14 protein-coding genes are annotated in these 20248 nt (G+C 44.7%); 9 read left to right on the top strand and 5 right to left on the bottom strand.

All coding sequences use genetic code 11. The features are described from left to right. Positions 1 to 1604: 1604 nt before the first annotated feature. The 5 genes from EHW67_RS16160 to EHW67_RS16140 all read right to left on the bottom strand — a co-directional run bounded on the left by EHW67_RS16160 (position 1605) and on the right by EHW67_RS16140 (position 6622). Positions 1605 to 2498, bottom strand: a complete 894-nt coding sequence (locus tag EHW67_RS16160) for a sugar phosphate isomerase/epimerase family protein (protein WP_126163429.1) — start codon at positions 2496 to 2498, stop codon at positions 1605 to 1607. 25 nt (positions 2499 to 2523) lie between these two features. Further along, positions 2524 to 3324: an SDR family NAD(P)-dependent oxidoreductase gene (locus EHW67_RS16155; RefSeq protein ID WP_126163428.1), complete on the bottom strand. Its 801-nt coding sequence runs from the start codon at positions 3322 to 3324 to the stop codon at positions 2524 to 2526. 5 nt (positions 3325 to 3329) lie between these two features. Continuing rightward, a complete protein-coding gene (locus EHW67_RS16150; protein ID WP_126163427.1) occupies positions 3330 to 4355 on the bottom strand; it encodes a zinc-binding dehydrogenase in 1026 nt (341 codons plus the stop codon). 135 nt (positions 4356 to 4490) lie between these two features. Next, on the bottom strand, positions 4491 to 5189 hold the full coding sequence (locus EHW67_RS16145; RefSeq protein ID WP_126163426.1) for an orotidine 5'-phosphate decarboxylase / HUMPS family protein: 699 nt from the start codon (positions 5187 to 5189) through the stop codon (positions 4491 to 4493). 293 nt (positions 5190 to 5482) lie between these two features. After that, the gene (locus EHW67_RS16140) at positions 5483 to 6622 is read right to left on the bottom strand and encodes a saccharopine dehydrogenase family protein (RefSeq protein ID WP_126163425.1); all 1140 of its coding nucleotides are present in this window, start codon (positions 6620 to 6622) and stop codon (positions 5483 to 5485) included. Positions 6623 to 6939: 317 nt separating this feature from the next. On the opposite strand from EHW67_RS16140, the gene EHW67_RS16135 reads away from it, so the two are divergent. The 9 genes from EHW67_RS16135 (at position 6940) to EHW67_RS16095 (ending at position 19523) form a co-directional block, all read left to right on the top strand. Further along, the gene (locus tag EHW67_RS16135; protein ID WP_126163424.1) at positions 6940 to 7947 is read left to right on the top strand and encodes a zinc-binding alcohol dehydrogenase family protein; all 1008 of its coding nucleotides are present in this window, start codon (positions 6940 to 6942) and stop codon (positions 7945 to 7947) included. A gap of 127 nt (positions 7948 to 8074) precedes the next feature. Further along, a complete protein-coding gene (locus EHW67_RS16130) occupies positions 8075 to 9727 on the top strand; it encodes a UxaA family hydrolase (RefSeq protein WP_126163423.1) in 1653 nt (550 codons plus the stop codon). A 723-nt stretch (positions 9728 to 10450) separates the two neighbouring features. Continuing rightward, the gene (locus tag EHW67_RS16125) at positions 10451 to 11902 is read left to right on the top strand and encodes a tagaturonate reductase (protein ID WP_126163422.1); all 1452 of its coding nucleotides are present in this window, start codon (positions 10451 to 10453) and stop codon (positions 11900 to 11902) included. Between the two features lie 46 nt (positions 11903 to 11948). Continuing rightward, positions 11949 to 12776: an amidohydrolase family protein gene (locus EHW67_RS16120; protein ID WP_126163421.1), complete on the top strand. Its 828-nt coding sequence runs from the start codon at positions 11949 to 11951 to the stop codon at positions 12774 to 12776. Between the two features lie 2675 nt (positions 12777 to 15451). Further along, positions 15452 to 16612, top strand: coding sequence for an MraY family glycosyltransferase (locus EHW67_RS16115; protein WP_126163420.1), 1161 nt, complete (start codon positions 15452 to 15454; stop codon positions 16610 to 16612). Positions 16613 to 16655: 43 nt separating this feature from the next. Continuing rightward, positions 16656 to 16904, top strand: a complete 249-nt coding sequence (locus EHW67_RS16110; protein ID WP_126163419.1) for a hypothetical protein — start codon at positions 16656 to 16658, stop codon at positions 16902 to 16904. Continuing rightward, the gene (locus EHW67_RS16105; RefSeq protein WP_126163418.1) at positions 16894 to 17409 is read left to right on the top strand and encodes a UpxY family transcription antiterminator; all 516 of its coding nucleotides are present in this window, start codon (positions 16894 to 16896) and stop codon (positions 17407 to 17409) included. Before EHW67_RS16110 ends, EHW67_RS16105 begins: the two co-directional genes overlap by 11 nt. 477 nt (positions 17410 to 17886) lie before the next feature. Further along, entirely contained in the window at positions 17887 to 19011 is a 1125-nt protein-coding gene (locus EHW67_RS16100; protein WP_126163417.1) for an MraY family glycosyltransferase, read from the top strand. A 110-nt stretch (positions 19012 to 19121) separates the two neighbouring features. After that, a complete protein-coding gene (locus tag EHW67_RS16095; RefSeq protein ID WP_126163416.1) occupies positions 19122 to 19523 on the top strand; it encodes an endonuclease domain-containing protein in 402 nt (133 codons plus the stop codon). The last annotated feature ends 725 nt before the right edge of the window (positions 19524 to 20248 follow it).

Here is a 20248-nt window from a genome sequence, read left to right as displayed (position 1 = left end):
TCATCGCAATGACGTAGCCCCTTAAACAAATATCAATTAGCAATTAACAATGTGGAGTGAACAGTAATCAGTCACTAGTCATTAGGCAAAAGCTCAATGAGCTAAGAAAAAAGAGAAAAGAAGCTGGAGTGAAGAGTAATCAGTAAACAGTTGTAAGTGAACAGTAATCAGTTGCTCAAACCTTAATAAATGCCGACATTGCGAGCAAGCCTACCGTCACTTCGAGCCTGCCTACCGCAGGCAGGTGATCCGACAAAGGAGGATTGTATCGAGAAGCGGAAGGTAGGCGTAGCACGGCAATCTGTCTCTTGTATGATGAGATTGCTTCTTCGCAAAAGCTCATCGCAATGACGTAGCCCCTTTAACAAATATCAATTAGCAATAAACAATGAACAGTAAACAGTAAGCAGTGAGAAGTAATCAGTAATCAGTGGCCAGTAGTCAGTGAGCAATGGTCAGTCATTAGTCACTAGGCAATAGGCAAAAAGCCTCTTAGAAAGCTTAACGGCCTATTTTTATATGCGTAGTAAATCAAGGGATTTTCACAGCTGGAAAGGGAGGCCTGCCTCCCAGTAGGCAGGCGCCCAAAGAGCATTTCACTTTAGTGAAAGCGGCCTGGGCTCCGTGGCCGTGGAAATCCCGTAGATTTCAAGTATAAAAAAATCAGCCTAGATTTTTTTGGTTCGTTTTTTTATCAATGAAAAAAATGAACATTCCCAATAGCGAGGTGGAAGCTTCTAATATTTATTGGCAACAGACCTCGGGAAACTTAAACATAAAATCATTGTATCGTAAAGCGAAAGGTAGGCGAAGCGCGGCAATCTGCTTATTTATGGTGAGATTGCTTCTTCGCAAAAGCTCATCGCAATGACGTAGCCCCTTAAATAAATATCAATTAGCAATTAACAATGATCAGGTTTCAGTAATGTACAGTTTCAGTAAACAGGTTTCAGTTTTCAGTGAACAGTAATCAGGGAGCAGTGGTCAGTTATTAGTCACTAGGCAATAGCCAAAAGCTTAATGAGCTAAGAAAAAAGAGAAGAGAGAAAAGACAGTTAAAAAGTAAAAAAAGTCCACCCTTTAGGGTCGGGGCAAAGGCTTTTTCAATGAACAATAAACAATCACCAATCTCCACATTAACCCATGGTACATTTTCACATTGCTACATTTCCACATTACTCCATCAACCCATTGGTACATTTTCAAATCGGCTCATTGCCAAATCTTCAAATTAACCTCTTCTGCCCTGTGACCTTACACATTAAGCATTAGACGCTACATTCCCACATTGGTACATTTCCACATTTTCACATTATTACATTTACAAATTGTTACATTTACAAATTGTTACATTTCCACATTAATCCATCAACCCATTGGTACATTCTCAAATCGGCTCATTGCCAAATCTTCAAATTAACCTCTTCTGCCCAGTGACCTTACACATTAAGCATTAGACGCTACATTTCCACATTACTCCATCAACCCCTTGCTACATTTTCAAATCGGCTCATTACCAAATCTTCAAATTAACCTCTTCTGCCCTGTGACCTTACACATTACGCATTAGACATTATTCTTTTCACCTTATCCCCCCAAAAGTCCTACTTAAACTCCGGCCAATATTCCTTCACTTTCTTTCTTAAAAAGGCAACGCTTCGCTCTAACTGATCCATGCCGTCTACCCCGTCCTCTATACTGATCCAGCCGTCAAAACCTACCCTTTTCAATTCCTTAAAAATAGCATCGTAGTCGTTAAGGCCTTTTCCTATCTCCCCATGGCTCAAGCGTTTGGCATACCCCATGGCACCTCCTTCTTCCTTTCTTAAATCTTCAATGGTACCCTCTTTCAAATACCGGTCACTGGCATGCATGGTCACCACCCGATCCGAAACCCTGTACAACAGTTCCAAGGGGTCCTCCCCTGCCAAAAAGGTATTACTGGGGTCGTAATTCACTCCAAAATTGGGATGGTGGATCCTATCCACCAGCTGGCAAAAAATATCCATTTGCTGTGCAAATTCGGGATACTCCCAAAAATCGTCCTTGTAGTGGTTTTCCAAGATCAAGGTAACCCCTAATTCCTCGGCATAGGGCAAACATGCTTTTATACAGTCGGCCGCATAGCCAATCCCTTCCTCTATGCTCAGTTCGGGCCTGCGTTGACCGGACAGCACCCTACAATAGGTGCCTCCCAAATCATGGGTCATTTTTATCCATCCCTTCTGTTTCTCTATTTCCTTTTCCCTAAAAGCTGCATCGGGGTGGGTAAAGTCTGGAGAACAACACATCATGGGGATTTCCTTCCCGTGCTGCTCTACCTGCTTCCTGAAATCAGCCCAGTTGGCCGTGTCCTTCATTTCCAAAAATCCGGCGTACCATTCCAATCCGTCTACCGGTAGTGCAACGGCTAAATCGATCCATTCGGACACTTTCATGGTTCCATCCTTACAAAGTTGGTGCATAAATGCTTTGGGAAATACTGCTAATTGTGGCAAATCTTAATTATTTTATCGTTAGTAATTATTTCTTTTTGTGTGAACCTTCCCAAGTTTTTGGCAGGTTACGCCCTATCATAGGAAACTGTTCCAGATCCATTACCTGTGAACTCACAGGACCGCACTCGTCGGACATCCAATATAGGCAGGCGGTTGCAATCTCTTCCGGAGAAAAGATACGTTGGGCAGGGGCAAATATATCGGGGATTTCCTTATACCAATCGGCCTCCATTCCCTGTTCTTTTTTATTTAATATCTCTTTTTCGGTAAGTACCCAACCCGGATTAATCTGGTTTACACGTACCCCGTATTCCCGGAACATGCTATCACCCAAATTCCTGGTCATGGTCATCAAGGCCCCTTTAGACATACTATAGGCCAAGAGATCCGGTTCCCCGCCCCAGGCATTTATAGATCCTATATTGAGTACACAGCCCTTATTCTTGCTCAATTGGGGCAGAGCCGCCTGAATATTCAACAACGGGGCTATGGCATTTACCGCCATGATGCGCTTGGCAAAATCGGCATCAGTGGTATTGATATTGGAGGAAGCTATATAGGCGGCATTATTGACTAAAATATGTAAGCTGCCAAACTGGGCCACACATTTTTCCACCAATTTCTTGGGGGCTTGGTCCTCTGTAATATCAACGGTCATATGGGCAATATTTTCCTCCCCTAATTCCGCCACCAATGCCAGGCCACGCTCTTCTTCCAAGCCATTTACCACTACCTTGGCCCCTTCGGCAACACATCGTGTTGCTATGGCTTTCCCAATCCCGGTATAGCCACCGGTAATCAGAACAACTTTATCTTTTAATCGCATGGGCATTAATTTGGTTTCAAGACACTTTTCACTACTTTGCCGCTGTGCATTTGGTCAAAGGCCTCATGCCAATCCTGCAATTCCCAAACCCCTCCAATAATGGGTTTTACATCCAATGTACCCGATGCCAGTAGGGAAAGTACTTTTTCCCAAATGGGCCAGTTATGGCTAAAGCTCCCCTGTAGGGTAACATTTTTCTGTACTAGGGGATCCAAGGAAAAATTCAGGGGCTGTGGCCCCCAGCCTACCTTGGTAATATGTCCATTGGGCCTAACCAATTGCAGAGCAATCTTTAGGGTAGCACTGGCCCCGGCGGCATCAATAACACAGTCTACCCCCAGGCCGTCCTGTTTCTGTGCCCAGGCCGTGGCATCGCCTACAATACCTACACATCCGTATTGCTCGGCAATTTTTAATCGTTCCCTATCCGCTTCCAAGCCCACTATGGCCACTTCGGCACCACACAAACGGGCAACGGCCGCACACAGTATCCCTATTGTCCCTGGGCCTACCACTACCACTCGGTCTCCCGGCTGTATTCTGGAGTTAACTACTACGGCATTATAGGCTACGGAACAGGGCTCTGTTAAACAGGCCTGTTCAAAAGGTAAATTTTCGGGGACCCTATGTAAACATCGGGCCGGCACCCTCACATATTTGGTCATGGCCCCATTAACACCATAGCCAAATCCCTTACGGTTAGGGTCCAGATTGTAAAGTCCCTGTCTGGTCATGGGACTATTGGCATCTATTACGGCAGCTGTTTCACTTACTACCCTATCGCCTTCTTTCCATCCTTCCACCCGCTTTCCCAATTCCACTATGTGGCCACCAAACTCATGCCCCAATACTACGGGGTAATTTACCGGCCAACTGTGATCGGAGGTCCATTGGTGCAGGTCGCTCCCACAAACCCCAACATTGGCCACCTGCAGTAACACATCGTCCTCCCCAATGCTTGGTTTGGCTATTTCCCTAATTTCTACACTCCCTTTTTCTTCAGCATAATTAACTACTCCTATCGAATTCATTTGATATAATTTGTTTGTTTTTATTATTCCGCCCCATTGGCTAGATGGCTGGCCAACCTATTGGTCCACCGCCTATCCCATGGATACCTATTCTGCGTCTGGTTTTTATTTTATTTGGCTAGAAGCCTTAAGCTACTAGGGTGCTACCTCACCGTAGCTATGTATTTTATCACATATTAGTCGCAAGGACGCTTCCAGGTCCCCGTCTGCAGTCTTAAAGGAATCGGCATCTATGGTGAGCGGTGCTCCCAGCACAACCATGGGCGCACCGTATTCCGGGCAGCGTACTGCCTGTTCCAGGGAAAGTCCCCCTACTGCCTGCACCGGCACGTTTACGGCATTTACAACTTCCTTGAGCTGGTCCATTGGACTGGGCATGGGAAGCCCTTGAGCTGCAATCCCACGACGTTCATCATACCCTATATGGTGAATAATATAATCGCAACCCAGGTCTGCCAGCCATTTGGCCCCGGACACCATATCCGGACAGCCCAGGTTATCACCCATTACTTTTACCCCGTAATCCTTTCCTGCCTGTACTACCACTTTAACGGTTTCGGCATGTGCCCGCGCCATAACCACTACATGGGTGGCACCGGCTTTGGCCATCATTTCGGCCTCCAGATATCCTCCGTCCATGGTTTTAAGATCGGCCACAATGGGGGTGTCTGGAAAAGCCTCCCTTAGTTTGCGCACTCCGTGCAAGCCTTCGGCTAAAATTAGCGGCGTCCCAGCTTCAAGCCAGTCTACCCCTGCCCGCAATGCCATGGCCGCGGTTTCCAGGGCTTCATCAATATTCGTCAGGTCTAAGGAAATTTGTACAATTGGTTTCATGATCGGTTAAATAGTTTTTGTTGATTTCATTATACACTGTGTCCCGCTGCGGCCAAAATACTTGCCGGATACCAATACATATAAAAAATACAGATTCCGGAAATTTGGACGCGATGGAACATTCCCAAAGATAAAGGATAACAATACATAAATTTGATCAATTATAAATCCTATATTAACCCTAAGAAAGTCGACTTAAGACAGGTTTTTGTAACTTTTGAGATCTACCTGACCACTATAACCCATTCTCTTACAGACACCTACAAGAACACACAACCATATTCCCAAATACCTTAGTCCAACTTTCCATAGACCGAAGCAACAAAATGACCGTTTAAAAATGGTTTTGGTTTTATCATACTTTGCAGGACCACACCTTTGGTGTTGGACTTCAGCAACATAAAGGCTGCCTCCACCATTGGGGCTGCAGTCGTGGCCTGAATGGCCCGTACCTTATGTTTTCCAATCTGCTGTGGCCGAATGGTATTGGACCGCTCATTCCTGCGAAGTACCCCTTGGGCATCCCTGCCCGTTACAGCGGCATATAGCACTATTTGATCATTTTCCAAATGCGGGATCTGCTGTTCCATTTTCTGCTGTAATGCCGCTATGGTCTCCTTCCCCTTTCCCACAGCTTCAATTTGCTGCTGTACCCAAGCGTAGTGCCCCGGGTGCCTAAGGGTCTTATAATCCAATTGGCGTACCTTTCCCTTTAGGGCATCGGGCAGGTCTGCAGCACCCCCGGAAGTGAGGTCCTCCTCATAGGCTATTCCGTCGATAATTATCCTTGCCCGTTCGGACAGGGAAGGCAGGGATACTTTCTTATACTCCCTTAGGGCTTCCGCCTCCTTGAGGTATTCGGTAGCCACGCCAACGGGACTCCAGGTAAAGCCGTAATAGTGTGGGGCCACAGCATGGTCCGTAAGGGCCCCAACCTTAAATTCCAATCGCTCTACCTTATCTACACCATGGTCAGCGCAAAATTCCTGATATAGGTGGTGGGCCAATAGATCTATATAGCCAGGGGCCAAGCCCGACTGCAGTACAAAACCGGTTTCGGCATTTTTTGCCAATTGAATGATTTCATTGGTTTCGGCCACATATTCGGTCAAGTTAACATAGTGCAGGTTATACTCCCTGGCGTAAGTGGCCATTTTTGGAGCCAGCCCCCCGGGAAGGCAGTCGAGCAACACATCCCCTTGGGAAAAGACTTGCTGCATCTCCTTGTTGGGTTCTCCTTCGGATAAGGCAAATGCCCTTACCTCTAAGGCCCTATCTGTCCCCTCTTCTATCCACTTTGCTACCATCTTGGCCTTTTCCAAAGTACGGTTGCCTATATAAATCTGTACAGGGTCCTTGCTCCATTCGGCCAAAATCAATCCAACGGCCCGGGCTATTCCACCGGCCCCTAAAACTACCATATGATGCACCATAGAATTTTAACTGTATTACAGTAAGAAAGTTAACATTTTTTATTGGAATTGTTTTATTAGCCCAAAGCCTATTTGTAATCTACCAACATTTATAATCTTTGGGTGTTTCCATATATAGGGCGTATATAAATCTTTTTAAGTAAATTAGGCCCTCAAATACCCTAGGAAATAAGCTGAATTAAGTTCACAGGGCCTAGTTTTTCTATATCTAAGCAGGCCCACACCCTAGGTACGCCTGTCCATTGCAGGCTTGGGTGCTATAAAATTATATACACCTTATTAGAGTATAAAGATCTAATTCAAGAATAATAATACGCATGAAATATATTGTATGTGAGGAACCGGGAAATTTTCAGCTAAAGGAAAAAGAAGCCCCGATAAGGAAAAAAGGAGAAGCCCTGTTAAAAGTAAACAAGGTAGGAATCTGTGGAACGGATCTACATGCCTATACCGGCAATCAAGCTTTTTTCACATACCCTAGGATCTTGGGCCATGAGCTGGCTACCCAGGTAGTGGAAATAGATGAAAACCCCAAGGGCATCAAAGCAGGAGACAATGTGGTAATTATGCCCTATTTAAGTTGTGGCCACTGCGTGGCCTGTAGAAATGGCAAGACCAATTGCTGTACCCAAATTCAGGTGCTAGGAATACACACAGACGGCGGTATGCAGGAACAAATAACCGTACCTGCAGATATCTTGTTACCGGCCAACAATCTAACAGATAACCAGATGGCCATTGTAGAGCCATTGGCCATAGGTGCCCATGCCATACGCAGGGCAGACGTACAGCCCGGTGAAACGGTAGTTGTGGTTGGCTGCGGCCCCATTGGTATTGGCATTATGAAATTAGCGCAGATCCAAGGTGCCAAGGTAATTGCCCTGGACATGAATCAAGACCGACTTCAATACGCAAAGGAAGTTATTGGTGTGGATTACATCGTTAACGTTAACGATGATCCTGTTAAGCAGATTTCCGATATCACCAAGGGGGATTTGGCTACTGTAGTCTTCGATGCTTCCGGACACAAGGGTGCCTTGGAAAGCGGCCCTTCCTATATGGCCCACGGTGGTAAGTTTGTTCTGGTTGGACTATCCAAAGGGGAGCTTACCTTTACCCATCCGGCCATTCACGCCAAGGAAACTACCCTTCTGTGCAGTAGAAATGCCACTGTGGCCGATTTTGAACATGTAATCAATATTCTTGATCAGTTCCCCACCGATTCGTTCATCACCCATAACGTGCACTATACGGATATGAAGGATAATTTTGACAGCTGGTTGCAACCCAGTACAGGGGTCATAAAGGCCACCGTTCAATTTTAAAAACCAATACTATTTAAATCCCTAGCAGGCCTGACCCCGTGTACAACATTATAACGAGCAACTAAAAAATAGGGTGGGCAGCCTGGTACAGGCCCTAATAACAAATCATTTAGACCAACTAATTATTATGTCGAAGAACTTTTTACAAATACACCCGGACGACAATATCCTAGCAGCCCTGCAGGACATGGACAAGGGGTTTAAGATTGAATTTAAGGGGGATTCCTTTCCATTACAGAACAATATAAAGGCCAAGCACAAATTTGCCCTTTACAACTTTAAAGTGGGAGACCCTATATTGATGTACGGAACTCTTATTGGTAAGGCTACGATGCCCATTGCCAAGGGCGAGACCATCACTATAGAAAATGTAGTGCACGCCTCTTCCGATTACAATGTGGGCGAACGGCAATCGCAATGGCAGGCCCCGGACGTTTCCAAATGGAAGCACAGTACTTTTAACGGATACCACCGTGCAGATGGCAGTGTGGGGACCGCCAACCACTGGCTGGTTATCCCCATGGTTTTCTGTGAGAACAGAAATGTGAATGTCATAAAAGATGCCCTTTTAAATGCCTTGGGGTACGAGACCTCCAAAGAATATACGATAGATGCCGAAGTCCTGGTCTCCAAATATAAAAAGGGCGCCAATGCCGAAGAACTTATGGGCGCTCCTATTATTAAAACGGCCGAAGAAATTAAACAAAACCGGACCTTCCCCAATGTGGATGGTATCAAATTTTTGACCCATGCAGGGGGCTGTGGTTGTGACCGTGGCGATTCGGACACCCTCTGTAACCTTTTGGCAGGATATATTACCAATCCCAATGTAGCCGGGGCTACCATCCTTAGCCTAGGGTGCCAAAATGCCGAGGTAAAAATTCTGGAGGCCGCCATAGCCAAACGCGACCCTAATTTTTCCAAGCCGCTCCATATCCTGGAACAGCAAAAAAGCAAGAGCGAAAGACAATTTATAGAAGAAGCCGTAAAGAAAACCTTTTTAGGGCTTATTGAGGCCAATAAGGTAAAACGCCAACCAGCCCCATTAAGCAAATTGACATTGGGATTGGAATGCGGAGGGTCCGATGGCTTTTCGGGCATATCGGCCAATCCGGCCCTGGGCTATGCCTCCGATCTTATAGTGGCTCTGGGCGGGGCTACCGTACTTTCGGAATTTCCGGAATTGAACGGCGTGGAACAAGAACTCATCAACCGCTGTGAGTCTCCTGAGGATGCGGAAAAATTCGCCAATATCATGAGGGCCTATTCCGCCAAAGCCGTCTCCGTAGGTTCTGGTTTTGAAAACAATCCCTCACCGGGAAATATCAAGGACGGACTCATCACCGATGCCATGAAATCGGCCGGAGCCGCCAAGAAAGGTGGGACCTCCCTGGTGCAGGATGTGTTGGACTATACCGAAAAAGTTAACAAACCAGGCTTAAACCTGCTCTGTACCCCTGGGAACGACGTGGAAAGCACAACCGGACTGGCAGGTTCGGGATGTAATGTTATAGCCTTTACCACCGGACTGGGCACCCCTACCGGAAACCCAGTGGCCCCCGTTATTAAATTATCTAGCAACAACGCCCTGAGCGAACGTATGAAGGATATCATCGATTTTAATACCGGAACCATTATCACCGGAGAGGACACCATACAAACCAAAGGGGAAGAACTGTTGGATTATATCATAGACGTAGCCAGCGGTACTATTGTCCCCGCGGCCGTACGCCTGGAGCAAAACGACTTCATCCCCTGGAAAAGAGGCATCTCGCTTTGACAATAATCAATGAGGAGTGAACAGTAATCAGTTAGCAGTAATCAGTGGGCAGTGAACAGTAGTCAGTAGTCACTGGTCACTAGCCAGAAGCCAAAAGAGTATAGAAAAAAGAGAAGAGAGAAAAGAGAAGAGAGAAAAGATAGTTAAAGTAATAGAAAAAGTCCACCCTTTAGGGTCGGGGCACGACTTTTTCAATTAACAATAAACAATTAACAGTTAGCAATGTGGAGTAAACAGTAATCAGTAATCAGTAATCAGTGGGCAGTGAACAGTAGTCAGTGAGCAGTGAGCAGTAATGGGTAAACAGTAAACAGTGGTAAGTTAGCAATGTTGTCCGGTCGAGCCTGCCTACCGCAGGCAGGCGGAGTCGAGACCTTAATGGTAAGTAATGCAGACTATTATCAGTTTTCAGTAAACAGTGATCAGGTATTAGGCAATAGGCAAAAGCTGGTCGTAGGTTTACTATAGAGCCCCGTCACTTCGAGTGATTTTGCACAACGAAGTGGAGCAAAATTGTATCGAGAAGCGGAAGGTAGGCGTAGCGCGGCAATCTGCTTCTTACAATGAATAATGTTGAGTAAACAGAAAACAGTAAACAGTGAGCAGTCATTAGGCAAAAACCATTAGCAATTGCCAAATTAATCCATTAACCCATTAGTACATTTTCAAATCGACTCATCACCAAATTTTCAAATTAATACAACCTTATAACCAAAAAAAACAATGAACAACCTAAACAGAAATACCACAGCAACCACAACCCCTACCCTACCCACAAAAATGATCCAATTTGGTGGCGGTAACTTCCTAAGGGCCTTTGTAGACTGGATGGTGCAGGTGCTGAACGAAGAAACCGACTTTAACACCGGAATAACCGTCATAAAACCCACCGAAAGGGGCGATTATCAGGAACTAAAAAATCAGGACGGACTCTTCACAGTGGTGCTGGATGGCATCAAAAACGGGGAGACGATTGCCGAAAAAAGACTGGTAAGCTGTGTTACCAATATCGTGAACGCCTATACCGAATGGGAGCAATATTTGGAACTGGCCAAAAATCCGGAGCTGCGCTTCGTGGTATCCAACACCACCGAGGCCGGTATCAAATTCAATCCCGAGGACCGCTATAGCGATGCCCCGCCCAAGGAATTTCCGGCCAAACTCACCATTCTACTGCACCAGCGGTTTCAGCACTTTGAGGCAGACCCCGCCAAAGGCTGCATCCTATTGCCCTGTGAACTGATTGTAAACAACGGGGAAGCCCTTGAAAAAACCATATTGCAGTATGCCGAGCATTGGAAGTTGGGTGCAGAATTTACCCAATGGATAAAAACCGCCAATCATTTCTGCAGCACCCTGGTAGACCGCATCGTCTCCGGATATCCCAAAGACCGTGCCCCCCAGCTGGAAGCCGAACTAAACTACAAAGACCCCCTTATGGTGGCAGGGGAATACTACCATAGCTGGGTAATACAGGCCAACGAGGCCGTACAAAAGGAACTGCCATTTAACAGGACCAACCTAAACGTACAATTTGTAGACGACCTGTTACCCTACCGGGAAATGAAGGTACGCGTCCTTAACGGTGCCCATACCGCCATGGTACCCGTAGCGTATTTGGCAGGGATCCGACTGGTAGATGAGGCCATGGCCAACGACAATATCAGTAATTTTATAAACCAACTGTTACTAGAGGAAACAGCAAAAACCCTGGACTTCCCACAGCAAGTAAAAGAACAGTTTGTGGCCGATGTGCTGGATCGCTTTAGAAACCCGCTCTTAAAGCACCAACTGATCAGTATAGCGCTAAATAGCACCTCAAAATTTGTAGCGCGACTACTGCCTACCCTGAAAGACTATGTAGCCTTGGAAGGAAAACCTCCCAAAAGGATCGTATTGGGACTGGCTGCCCTCATCCTTTTTTACAAGGGGAAATACAACGGGGAACCCATTGACCTAAAAGATGATGCGGAGGTCTTGGCCTTCTTCAAGGAAGCTTGGCAACAGCAAGAAGAAGGTAAACGCAGCTTGGAAGAAACCGTAGAACATATTCTGGCCAAGGACAGCATTTGGGGAGAAAACCTAAATGCCATTCCTGGACTAAGCTCCGCCGTTTTTTCTTATATTGCCTCCATAAACCAGAATGGCATGCAAGCCACCTTAGATAGCATATAATACACAACTAAATAACAATCATTTAATTAAAAACAACACTTTCCCTATGACCATAGATTCGCACCAACATTTTTGGAAGTACAACCCCATAAAACATTCTTGGATAGACGAAAATATGACAGTTATCCGCAGGGACTTTCTCCCTGCAGAACTTAAAACGGTCTTTGAGGCCAATGGCGTGGATGGCTGCGTTGCCGTACAGGCAGACCAAACCTTGGCCGAAACCGATTTCCTGTTGGAATTAGCACATGGGAACGACTTCATAAAAGGGGTCGTTGGCTGGGCAGACCTAAGAAGCCCCGACATAGAAGCTACTTTGGAACAATACGCCAGTTATAAAAAATTAAAGGGATACCGACACGTAGTACAGGAAGAAGCCGACCATAACTTTTTGTTGCGTCCGGACTTCCTTAGGGGAATCTCCAAATTGGAGCAATACGGTGCCGTCTATGACATCCTGATTTTTCCACATCAGTTGGGAGCTACGTTGGAATTCGTAAAAAAATTCCCCCATCAGAAATTCGTCATAGACCATATTGCCAAGCCCTATATTAAAGATGGCTTCTATGATGGCTGGGCGGCCCTAATGACCGAAGTGGCCAAGCAGGAAAACGTTTACTGCAAGATCTCGGGCATGATCACTGAGGCCGACTATAACAACTGGACCCCGGATGAGTTCCAGCCCTATATGGAACTGGTTCTCAAAGCCTTTGGTGCAGACCGCTGTATGTACGGTTCGGACTGGCCAGTATGCCTTGTTGCCGGCACCTACACTCAGGTCAAGGACCTCACCACCAATTTCATCTCCCAACTCAGCCCCTCCGAACAAACCGCCATCATGGGCCAAAATGCGGTGGAGTTCTATGGTTTGTAACAGTGGACGGTAGGCAGTAAACAATAAACAATAATCAATTAGCAATTAGCAATTAACATTGTGGAGTGAACAGTAGTCGGTAATCAGTGGCCAGTAGTCAGTGAACAGTAATCAGTTGCTCTAACCATAATAATTGACGTCATTGCGAGCAAGCCTGCCGTCACTTCGAGCCTGCCTACCGCAGGCAGGTGATCCGACAAAGGAGGATTGTATCGAGAAGCAGACGGGGGAAACACAAAACTAGTTCTCGATACAACCTGCTTTCAGCAGGCCACTCGAACTGACGCTTTCACAACCTACATACCTATCTGACTCCGTCACTTCGAGTGATTTTGTGTAGCGTAGCGAAATAAAATTGTATCGAGAAGCAGACGGAGGAACACCAAACTAGTTCTCGATACAACCTGCTTTCAGCAGGCCACTCGAACTGACGCTTTCTGATAACCCCACCAACAAAATAAGTGAGACCTCTCATCGACCTGAAAAAGGTCTCTGTCGAGGTGACATGGAGCAAGGAAGAGTGAACAGTAGTCGGTAATCAGTAAACAGTAATCAGTGGGCAGTAGTCAGTGAACAGTAATCAGTTGCTCTAACCATAATAATTGACGTCATTGCGAGCAAGCCTACCGCTAGGTAGGTGCAGCGCGGCAATCTGCTTGTTGCTGTTTCTCAGTAGCTGTCAATCTTTACCGTCACTTCGAGTGGTTTTATGCAGCGCAGCGAAATAAAATTGTATCGAGAAGCGAAAGGGGTTGCCTCGAGTAGCCATCAGCCTATTTCAAGGCAGAGATTGCTTCGTCCCAATATTAATCAGGAAAGAAGCCATGCCAACGCTTCAGCTGGCTCCTCTAAATCAAGGTACACTGCACCTTGATTTTTCGGCCCTGGTCGTTTTTTTATCAATGAAAAAAATGAACAATTACCAATAGCAAGCTAGAACCTTCAAATCTTTGTTTACTAGTATCTTTGTGAAATCTAAACATCAAATACTAGTTTCGAGAAGTAGACGGGGGAACACCAAACCTGTTCTCGATACAACGTACCTATCGGCACGCCACTCGAACTGACGCTTTCACAACCTACATACCTATCTGACTCCGTCACTTCGAGTGATTTTGCACAACGAAGTGGAGCAAAATTGTATCGAGAAGTAGACGGGGGAACACAAAACCTGTTCTCGATACAACGTACCTATCGGCACGCCACTCGAACTGACGCCTTCCCATAACCGTTGAACCATATAACAAAAAAAGTGAGACCTCTCGTCGACCTGAAAAAGGTCTCTGTCGAGGTGACATGGAGCAAGGAAGAGTGAACAGTAGTCGGTAATCAGTAAACAGTAATCAGTGGACAGTGGTCAGTATTCAATAGTCACTGGTCATTAGCCAGAAGCCAAAAGCTTAATGAGCTAAGAAAAAAGAGCTAAGAGAAAAGACAGTTAAAAAGTAAAAAAAGTCCACCCTTTAGGGTCGGGGCACGACTTTTTCAATAAACAATAAACAATTAGCAATTAGCAATGTCGAGTAAACAGTAATCAGTGAGCAGTAAACAGTAGTCAGGGTCAATAACTAGCGTCATTGCGAGTTTATCTACCGATAGGTAGGCAAGCCTACCGTCACTTCGAGCCTGCCTACCGCAGGCAGGTGGTTTTATGTAGCGTAGCGGAATAAAATTGTATCGAGAAGCGGAAGGTAGGCCTGCCCTGCCGTCAGGCGGGCGAAGCGCGGCAATCTGCTTCTTACAATGAACAATAAACAATCTCCACATAAACCCATTGCTACATTGCTACATTTTCAAATCGGCTCATTGCCAAATCTTCAAATTAAGTTTTCAGCCTAATGCCCTGTCCCCTAGCTGCTTTAAACTTCCAACACTACGGGTAGTTCCTCCCCATATAGGGAACTACACCCCACAAGCTTAAATTCCTTTTTAAAAAAAACACCCCTCAAACACCTCATAACAAGCAACTTACCAAAATAACAGCCTTGGTCCTCACCCTCGGCGCAATTCTTGCCCCCCATCAACATCTGAAGGGCCCCACCACTACCCTTCTCAAAACCTTTGCGGTTTTCCGCAAGGATAAACAAGAGGTATGGTCTAGGTTTGCCTACAGAAAAAAATCATAGGGACTCCCCTTAAGGGACCGGTCCTAAAAACAAAAAATAACAAATGGGCTGGCTTGTTGAAAAGTGTTCGGGGGAACTCACCAATTAGACAAGCCTAGCCTTTTTACCATACAACAACCACCAATAAAACAAGAGCAATACACAATATGAACACCCCTCACAGTCCACCAGCATCACAATTGCATAGACAACAACCAAAGCAAAAAAGAATATTGTTAACTAACATTTTGTTAACGCAAACTCCTTGCTGAAATGAACAGCTTCAACTTTCTTTGAACCCTGAAGAACCTATACCTTAAATCGATAAAAGATGTATTTAATCGATAGTAAATGTTAAACAAATGTTAATCAAAACTCGAAAAAATAATTATTGCTAATTTTGCTTTCCTAAAATCGTTCTGTAATCAGTGTCGGTTTTGGACCCAAATTTTGCTTTTGTTACTTTGGGTTCCCCCCGCATGATACTTTAGCTACCCCCGCAAAAAGTATGACAAAATTGGCATGAGTTAGTGATTAATGAGTTAAACTCTTATGTGCTAAATACAAACCATGGCATACCTGTACGATCTATTTACCAACCGATACTTCCTGGCGCTTACAGCCATATTTCTGCCATTGCTGCTATCCCTGCGCCTATATCCGGTAATCATCTTACTGGTGCGCTCCAAAAATCTGATGGACGAACCCGTAGACCGAAGTACCCACACCAGCAAAACCCCAACCCTAGGCGGCGTCGCCATCTTTATAGCCTATTCCATATCCCTCATTTTATTGACCTTAATGATACAAACGCAACAAGGGGAAATGGCACGGTTATTGGCCATTTTAGGGGCTACCAATATACTTATGTTCTTGGGGATCAAGGACGACCTTATAGGGCTATCGCCCAAGAAAAAATTCAGTATACAGTTCTTTGCGGCAGCCATAATAGTTTTTGCCACAGACCTTCGGATAGTAAGCTTTTTTGGCCTGTTTGGACTCTATGAGCTTCCCTATATCATCTCTGTCCTCTTCACCATTTTTGTATTTATATTGGTCATCAATGCCTTTAACCTTATAGATGGTATAGACGGACTGGCAGGTAGCGTGGGCATCATTAGCAGTCTGGCCTTTGCCTATTTTAGCTTCCTCAACGGTCGCACTACTATGTTGTTGGTTTCCTTGGTACTTGTAGGTTCCCTTATAGGATTTTTAATTTTTAATATCTCCAAGAACCGTAAAATATTTATGGGCGATTCGGGTTCCATGTTCGTTGGTTTCCTGTTGGCCTATCAGGCCATCTCTTTAATGGATTTCCATTCCTTTGGCACCACGGCCACGGTTCAGTTAGAAGCCCCTATCATGGCCATGGCCATCCTTTCCTACCCCTTATTGGACACCCTACGGGTCTTTATCATTCGTATATCCCAAAAACGTAGCCCCTTTAGTGCAGACCGCAACCATATACACCACAAATTATTAGATCTTGGACTAAGTCACAAAAAAGCATCTCTGACCATTGTTGGGATTAATATTACCATCATAGCCCTGGCCTATGGCGTACAAGACCTTAACATCAACCTGCAATTGTTTATCCTACTGCTCTGTACCCCTCTTTTCTATATAGGGCCATGGCAGCTTCGCAACAGGGGCCGTAATAGCAAACAAACAATGAGCAGAAAAAGAAAATTGGCTACCTTTAGAGCCTTTCTCAACAGCTTTTTAGGATAAAAAATAAATAGTTAGGGATAGGTCTAGTGCTTAAGTAAGGTATATGAAAAGGAATTATTGCACCCAACAAACAGCCCTGATGGGCCAAATTACCTATCTAGGACCATCCCCTAGAAAAAAAACCAAGTTTACTACTGACCCCCTAAATAAAAGCAAGGTAGCCTTGTATAAGGCCAGTGACAATTACTGTACCCCAATATGTACCTCTCCAGACAAACCATTTTCGGCCTTGGGGATGATAAAAACCCAATACCCAAAATATAAATTGCTATCCATAGGCTATGCAGGATAAGAAGACCCCATACCACTGGTATGTAATCTATACCAAACCACAGTGCGAACAAAAAGCCCATGACAAACTAAGCCAGATAGGCGTGGAGGCCTATTGCCCGGTATATACCGAGATGCGGCAATGGAGCGATCGCAAAAAAAAGCTGCGAACCCCTTATTTTAAATCCTATGTGTTTGTAAAACTACGGGAGCAAGACCGCAAACTGGTATTTGCCGTGCCCTATGTAGTGCGCTACTTGCATTGGTTGGGACGCCCTGCCATTATTCGCGATAAGGAGATGGAGGAGTTGCGCAACTTTTTGGAGGACAATGAACTGCATGACCATCAAATTACCCATCTACAGCCGGGCGACAAGGTATCTTTTAAAAAAGGGGCCCTTAAAGACCAACCGGCGGTAATTGCCAAAGTAGGGAAAAAGAAACTGCAATTGGTGCTGCCTGCCCTAGGGTATAAGGTAGTTGCCAAAATTTCCGATGTAACAGACAAAAATAGTGCGAGTCACTAATGCAGTTCATAAAAGTAGTCTAACAAGCAGTAAAATAAAAAACACAATTGGATATAAGAATATAAAAGACCAAGAATTACAAGCAAACGTCTAAAAGCACAGACAATAAAAGACAGCTCATTATATGTAGGAAGAACTATACAAAAAATAACAATTTATCTATTTTAAATGTTTTTTAAAACCCTTTCTTTTCCTACTTTTGCCCCCTTCTAACAGAGAAGGCTTTAGATAATTGATAAGCAGCAGATTAGCAACTGCTTCCGCCTTGCCACCGCAGCCCGTTTTTATGGGACAGACGGCGGCGGAGCCGTGAAAACCCAACACCTTAACAGAGAACAAAACAACTGATTTACAGGTAGATACAACAAAACAACATTAATAATAAAATTAGCCCCCAGCTGTTGTAATTTGTCGTATACCAAAAAACAATTTTGACGAATACTACGGCATGATAGCCCCCTAATAAAAACACAGATCATGCATTATTTAGAATTTATTTTCAACAGCCAATACCTATTGGTCTTGGCAGCCGTATTGCTGCCCCTATTGTTGTCCCTAAGGTTTTACCCCACCATCATTTTGGTGGTACGTTCCAAAAACCTTATGGACGAGCCCGGAGACCGCAGTGCCCATACACACAAAACCCCAACGCTGGGCGGAGTGGTGGCCTTTATAGCCTTTGCCCTCTCTCTCGTCCTACTGGCCTTACCCTGTAAATTGGGTATTGAACAGCTATTGCAACTGCTCACCATCTTGGCGGCTACCCTTATCTTGATGTCCATTGGGGTAAAGGACGATCTTATAGGCCTCTCCCCCCTTAAAAAATTTGGCATGCAGGCCTTCGCCGCTGCCCTTTGCGTACTGTTTATAGACCTAAGGATCTTAAGCTTTCAAGGCCTTTTTGGCCTATATGAACTGCCCTATATAGCTTCTATATTACTCACGGTATTTGTCTTTATGCTGGTCATCAATGCCTTTAACCTTATAGACGGTATAGACGGCTTGGCCGGTACCATAGGTATCGTTTGCAGCCTGGCCTTTGGGGGTTTCTTTTTCCTAAATCAGCGGCAGGCCATGATCTTGGTCTCCTTTACCTTGGTGGGGGCCCTGATTGGTTTTCTATGTTTTAATACCTCTGCCAAGCGCAAAATTTTTATGGGAGATAGCGGCTCTATGTTTATTGGCTTTTTATTGGCCTACCAGGCCGTATCCTTTTTGGCTTATAACACCACCGCTCTTTCCCCTGCGGTCTGGGTAAAAGCCCCTATAATGGCCATGGCCATCCTCTCCTATCCCTTGCTGGATACCCTACGGGTTTTTATTATCCGTATCTATCACAAACGGAGTCCGTTTAGCGCTGACCGCAACCATATACACCACCGGCTATTAAACCTTGGATTTCCGCATATAAAGGCCTCTCTCATCATTGGCTGCCTCAACATATTGGCCATTGTTCTAGCCCTCTTGATACAGGAGCTGGACATCAATACACAACTACCCATATTGGTCTTGGCCATCCCGCTACTCTACGCCTCTCCTTGGTTACTGGTACGCAAAGAAGGTAGGATACATTTGGTGTTGCCTTGGGGAAGTAAGAGGTAGAAAAACAATATTAATTTCCATACCTAGGTTCTAAAGGGTGGAAATTGATGAAGTAAAAAAAGAACAATATTTCACATTGCATTGTTTTCCATAAAAACGTATAAGCTTCAATGTCCAATAATGGTCCATACCACGATCAAAGCTTGTTTAAAGGTGCTCCTCCAAGTAGCTTTGAGAAAGCCAAATGGTTAAGGGAAAATATGACTGAGGCTGAAAAAAAGCTTTGGGCACATTTGAAGAACAACCAATGTAAGGACTTAAAATTTAGAAGGCAACACCCCATACACCTATTTATAGTAGATTTCTACTGCCATAAAATAGGCTTGGTAATTGAAATAGATGGGGAATATCATAAAAGAGAGGAACAGAAAGTACTGGACATTGATAGAACTGAACTTTTAAAATTTCAAGATTTACATATAATCAGGTTTACCAATAAAGAAGTAATAAACAATCTTGATAATGTAATGACTGTAATTAAAACCAAAATTGATTCCTTACTTAAAGACTAATTCAATTTCTTTGCCCCGACCCTAAAGGGTGGAAATTGAAACTAAATATGAAAATAGAAGTCCGTTTAAACTTGTACAACTTGAAGAAACAGTAAAGTTTAAGGAAGGAATAAAAAAAGTCCCCTTTAGGCCTGTGCCGCTCTTTTGGCGGTAGGATTTAGGGGTAGAACAAAATAAAAGCCCCCCCCTTTAGGCCTGTGCCGCTCTGTAGCGGTAGGATATAGGGGTGGAACAAAATAAAAAACAATCTCAATTTCCTAACCCCGACCCTAAAGGGTGGAAATTGAAACTAAATATGAAAATAGAAGTCCGTTTAAGCTTGTACAACTTGAAGAAACAGTAAAGTTTAAGGAGGGAATAAAAAAAGTCCCCTTTAGGCCTGTGTCGCTCTTTTGGCGGTAGGATTTAGGGGTAGAACAAAATAAAAGCCCCCCTTTAGGCCTGTGCCGCTCTTCTGGCGGTAGGATTTAGGGGTGGAACAAAATAAAAAACAATCTCAATTTCCTAACCCCGACCCTAAAGGGTGGAAATTGAAACTAAATATGAAAATAGAAGTCCGTTTAAACTTGTACAACTTGAAGAAACAGTAAAGTTTAAGGAAGGAATAAAAAAAGTCCCCTTTAGGCCTGTGCCGCTCTTTTGGCGGTAGGATTTAGGGGTAGAACAAAATAAAAGCCCCCCCCTTTAGGCCAGTGCCGCTCTTTTGGCGGTAGGATTTAGGGGTA

It is taken from the genome of Arenibacter aquaticus (assembly GCF_003957295.1).
Lineage (GTDB): Bacteria > Bacteroidota > Bacteroidia > Flavobacteriales > Flavobacteriaceae > Arenibacter > Arenibacter aquaticus.
This window is presented reverse-complemented; position numbering and strand designations above follow the sequence as displayed.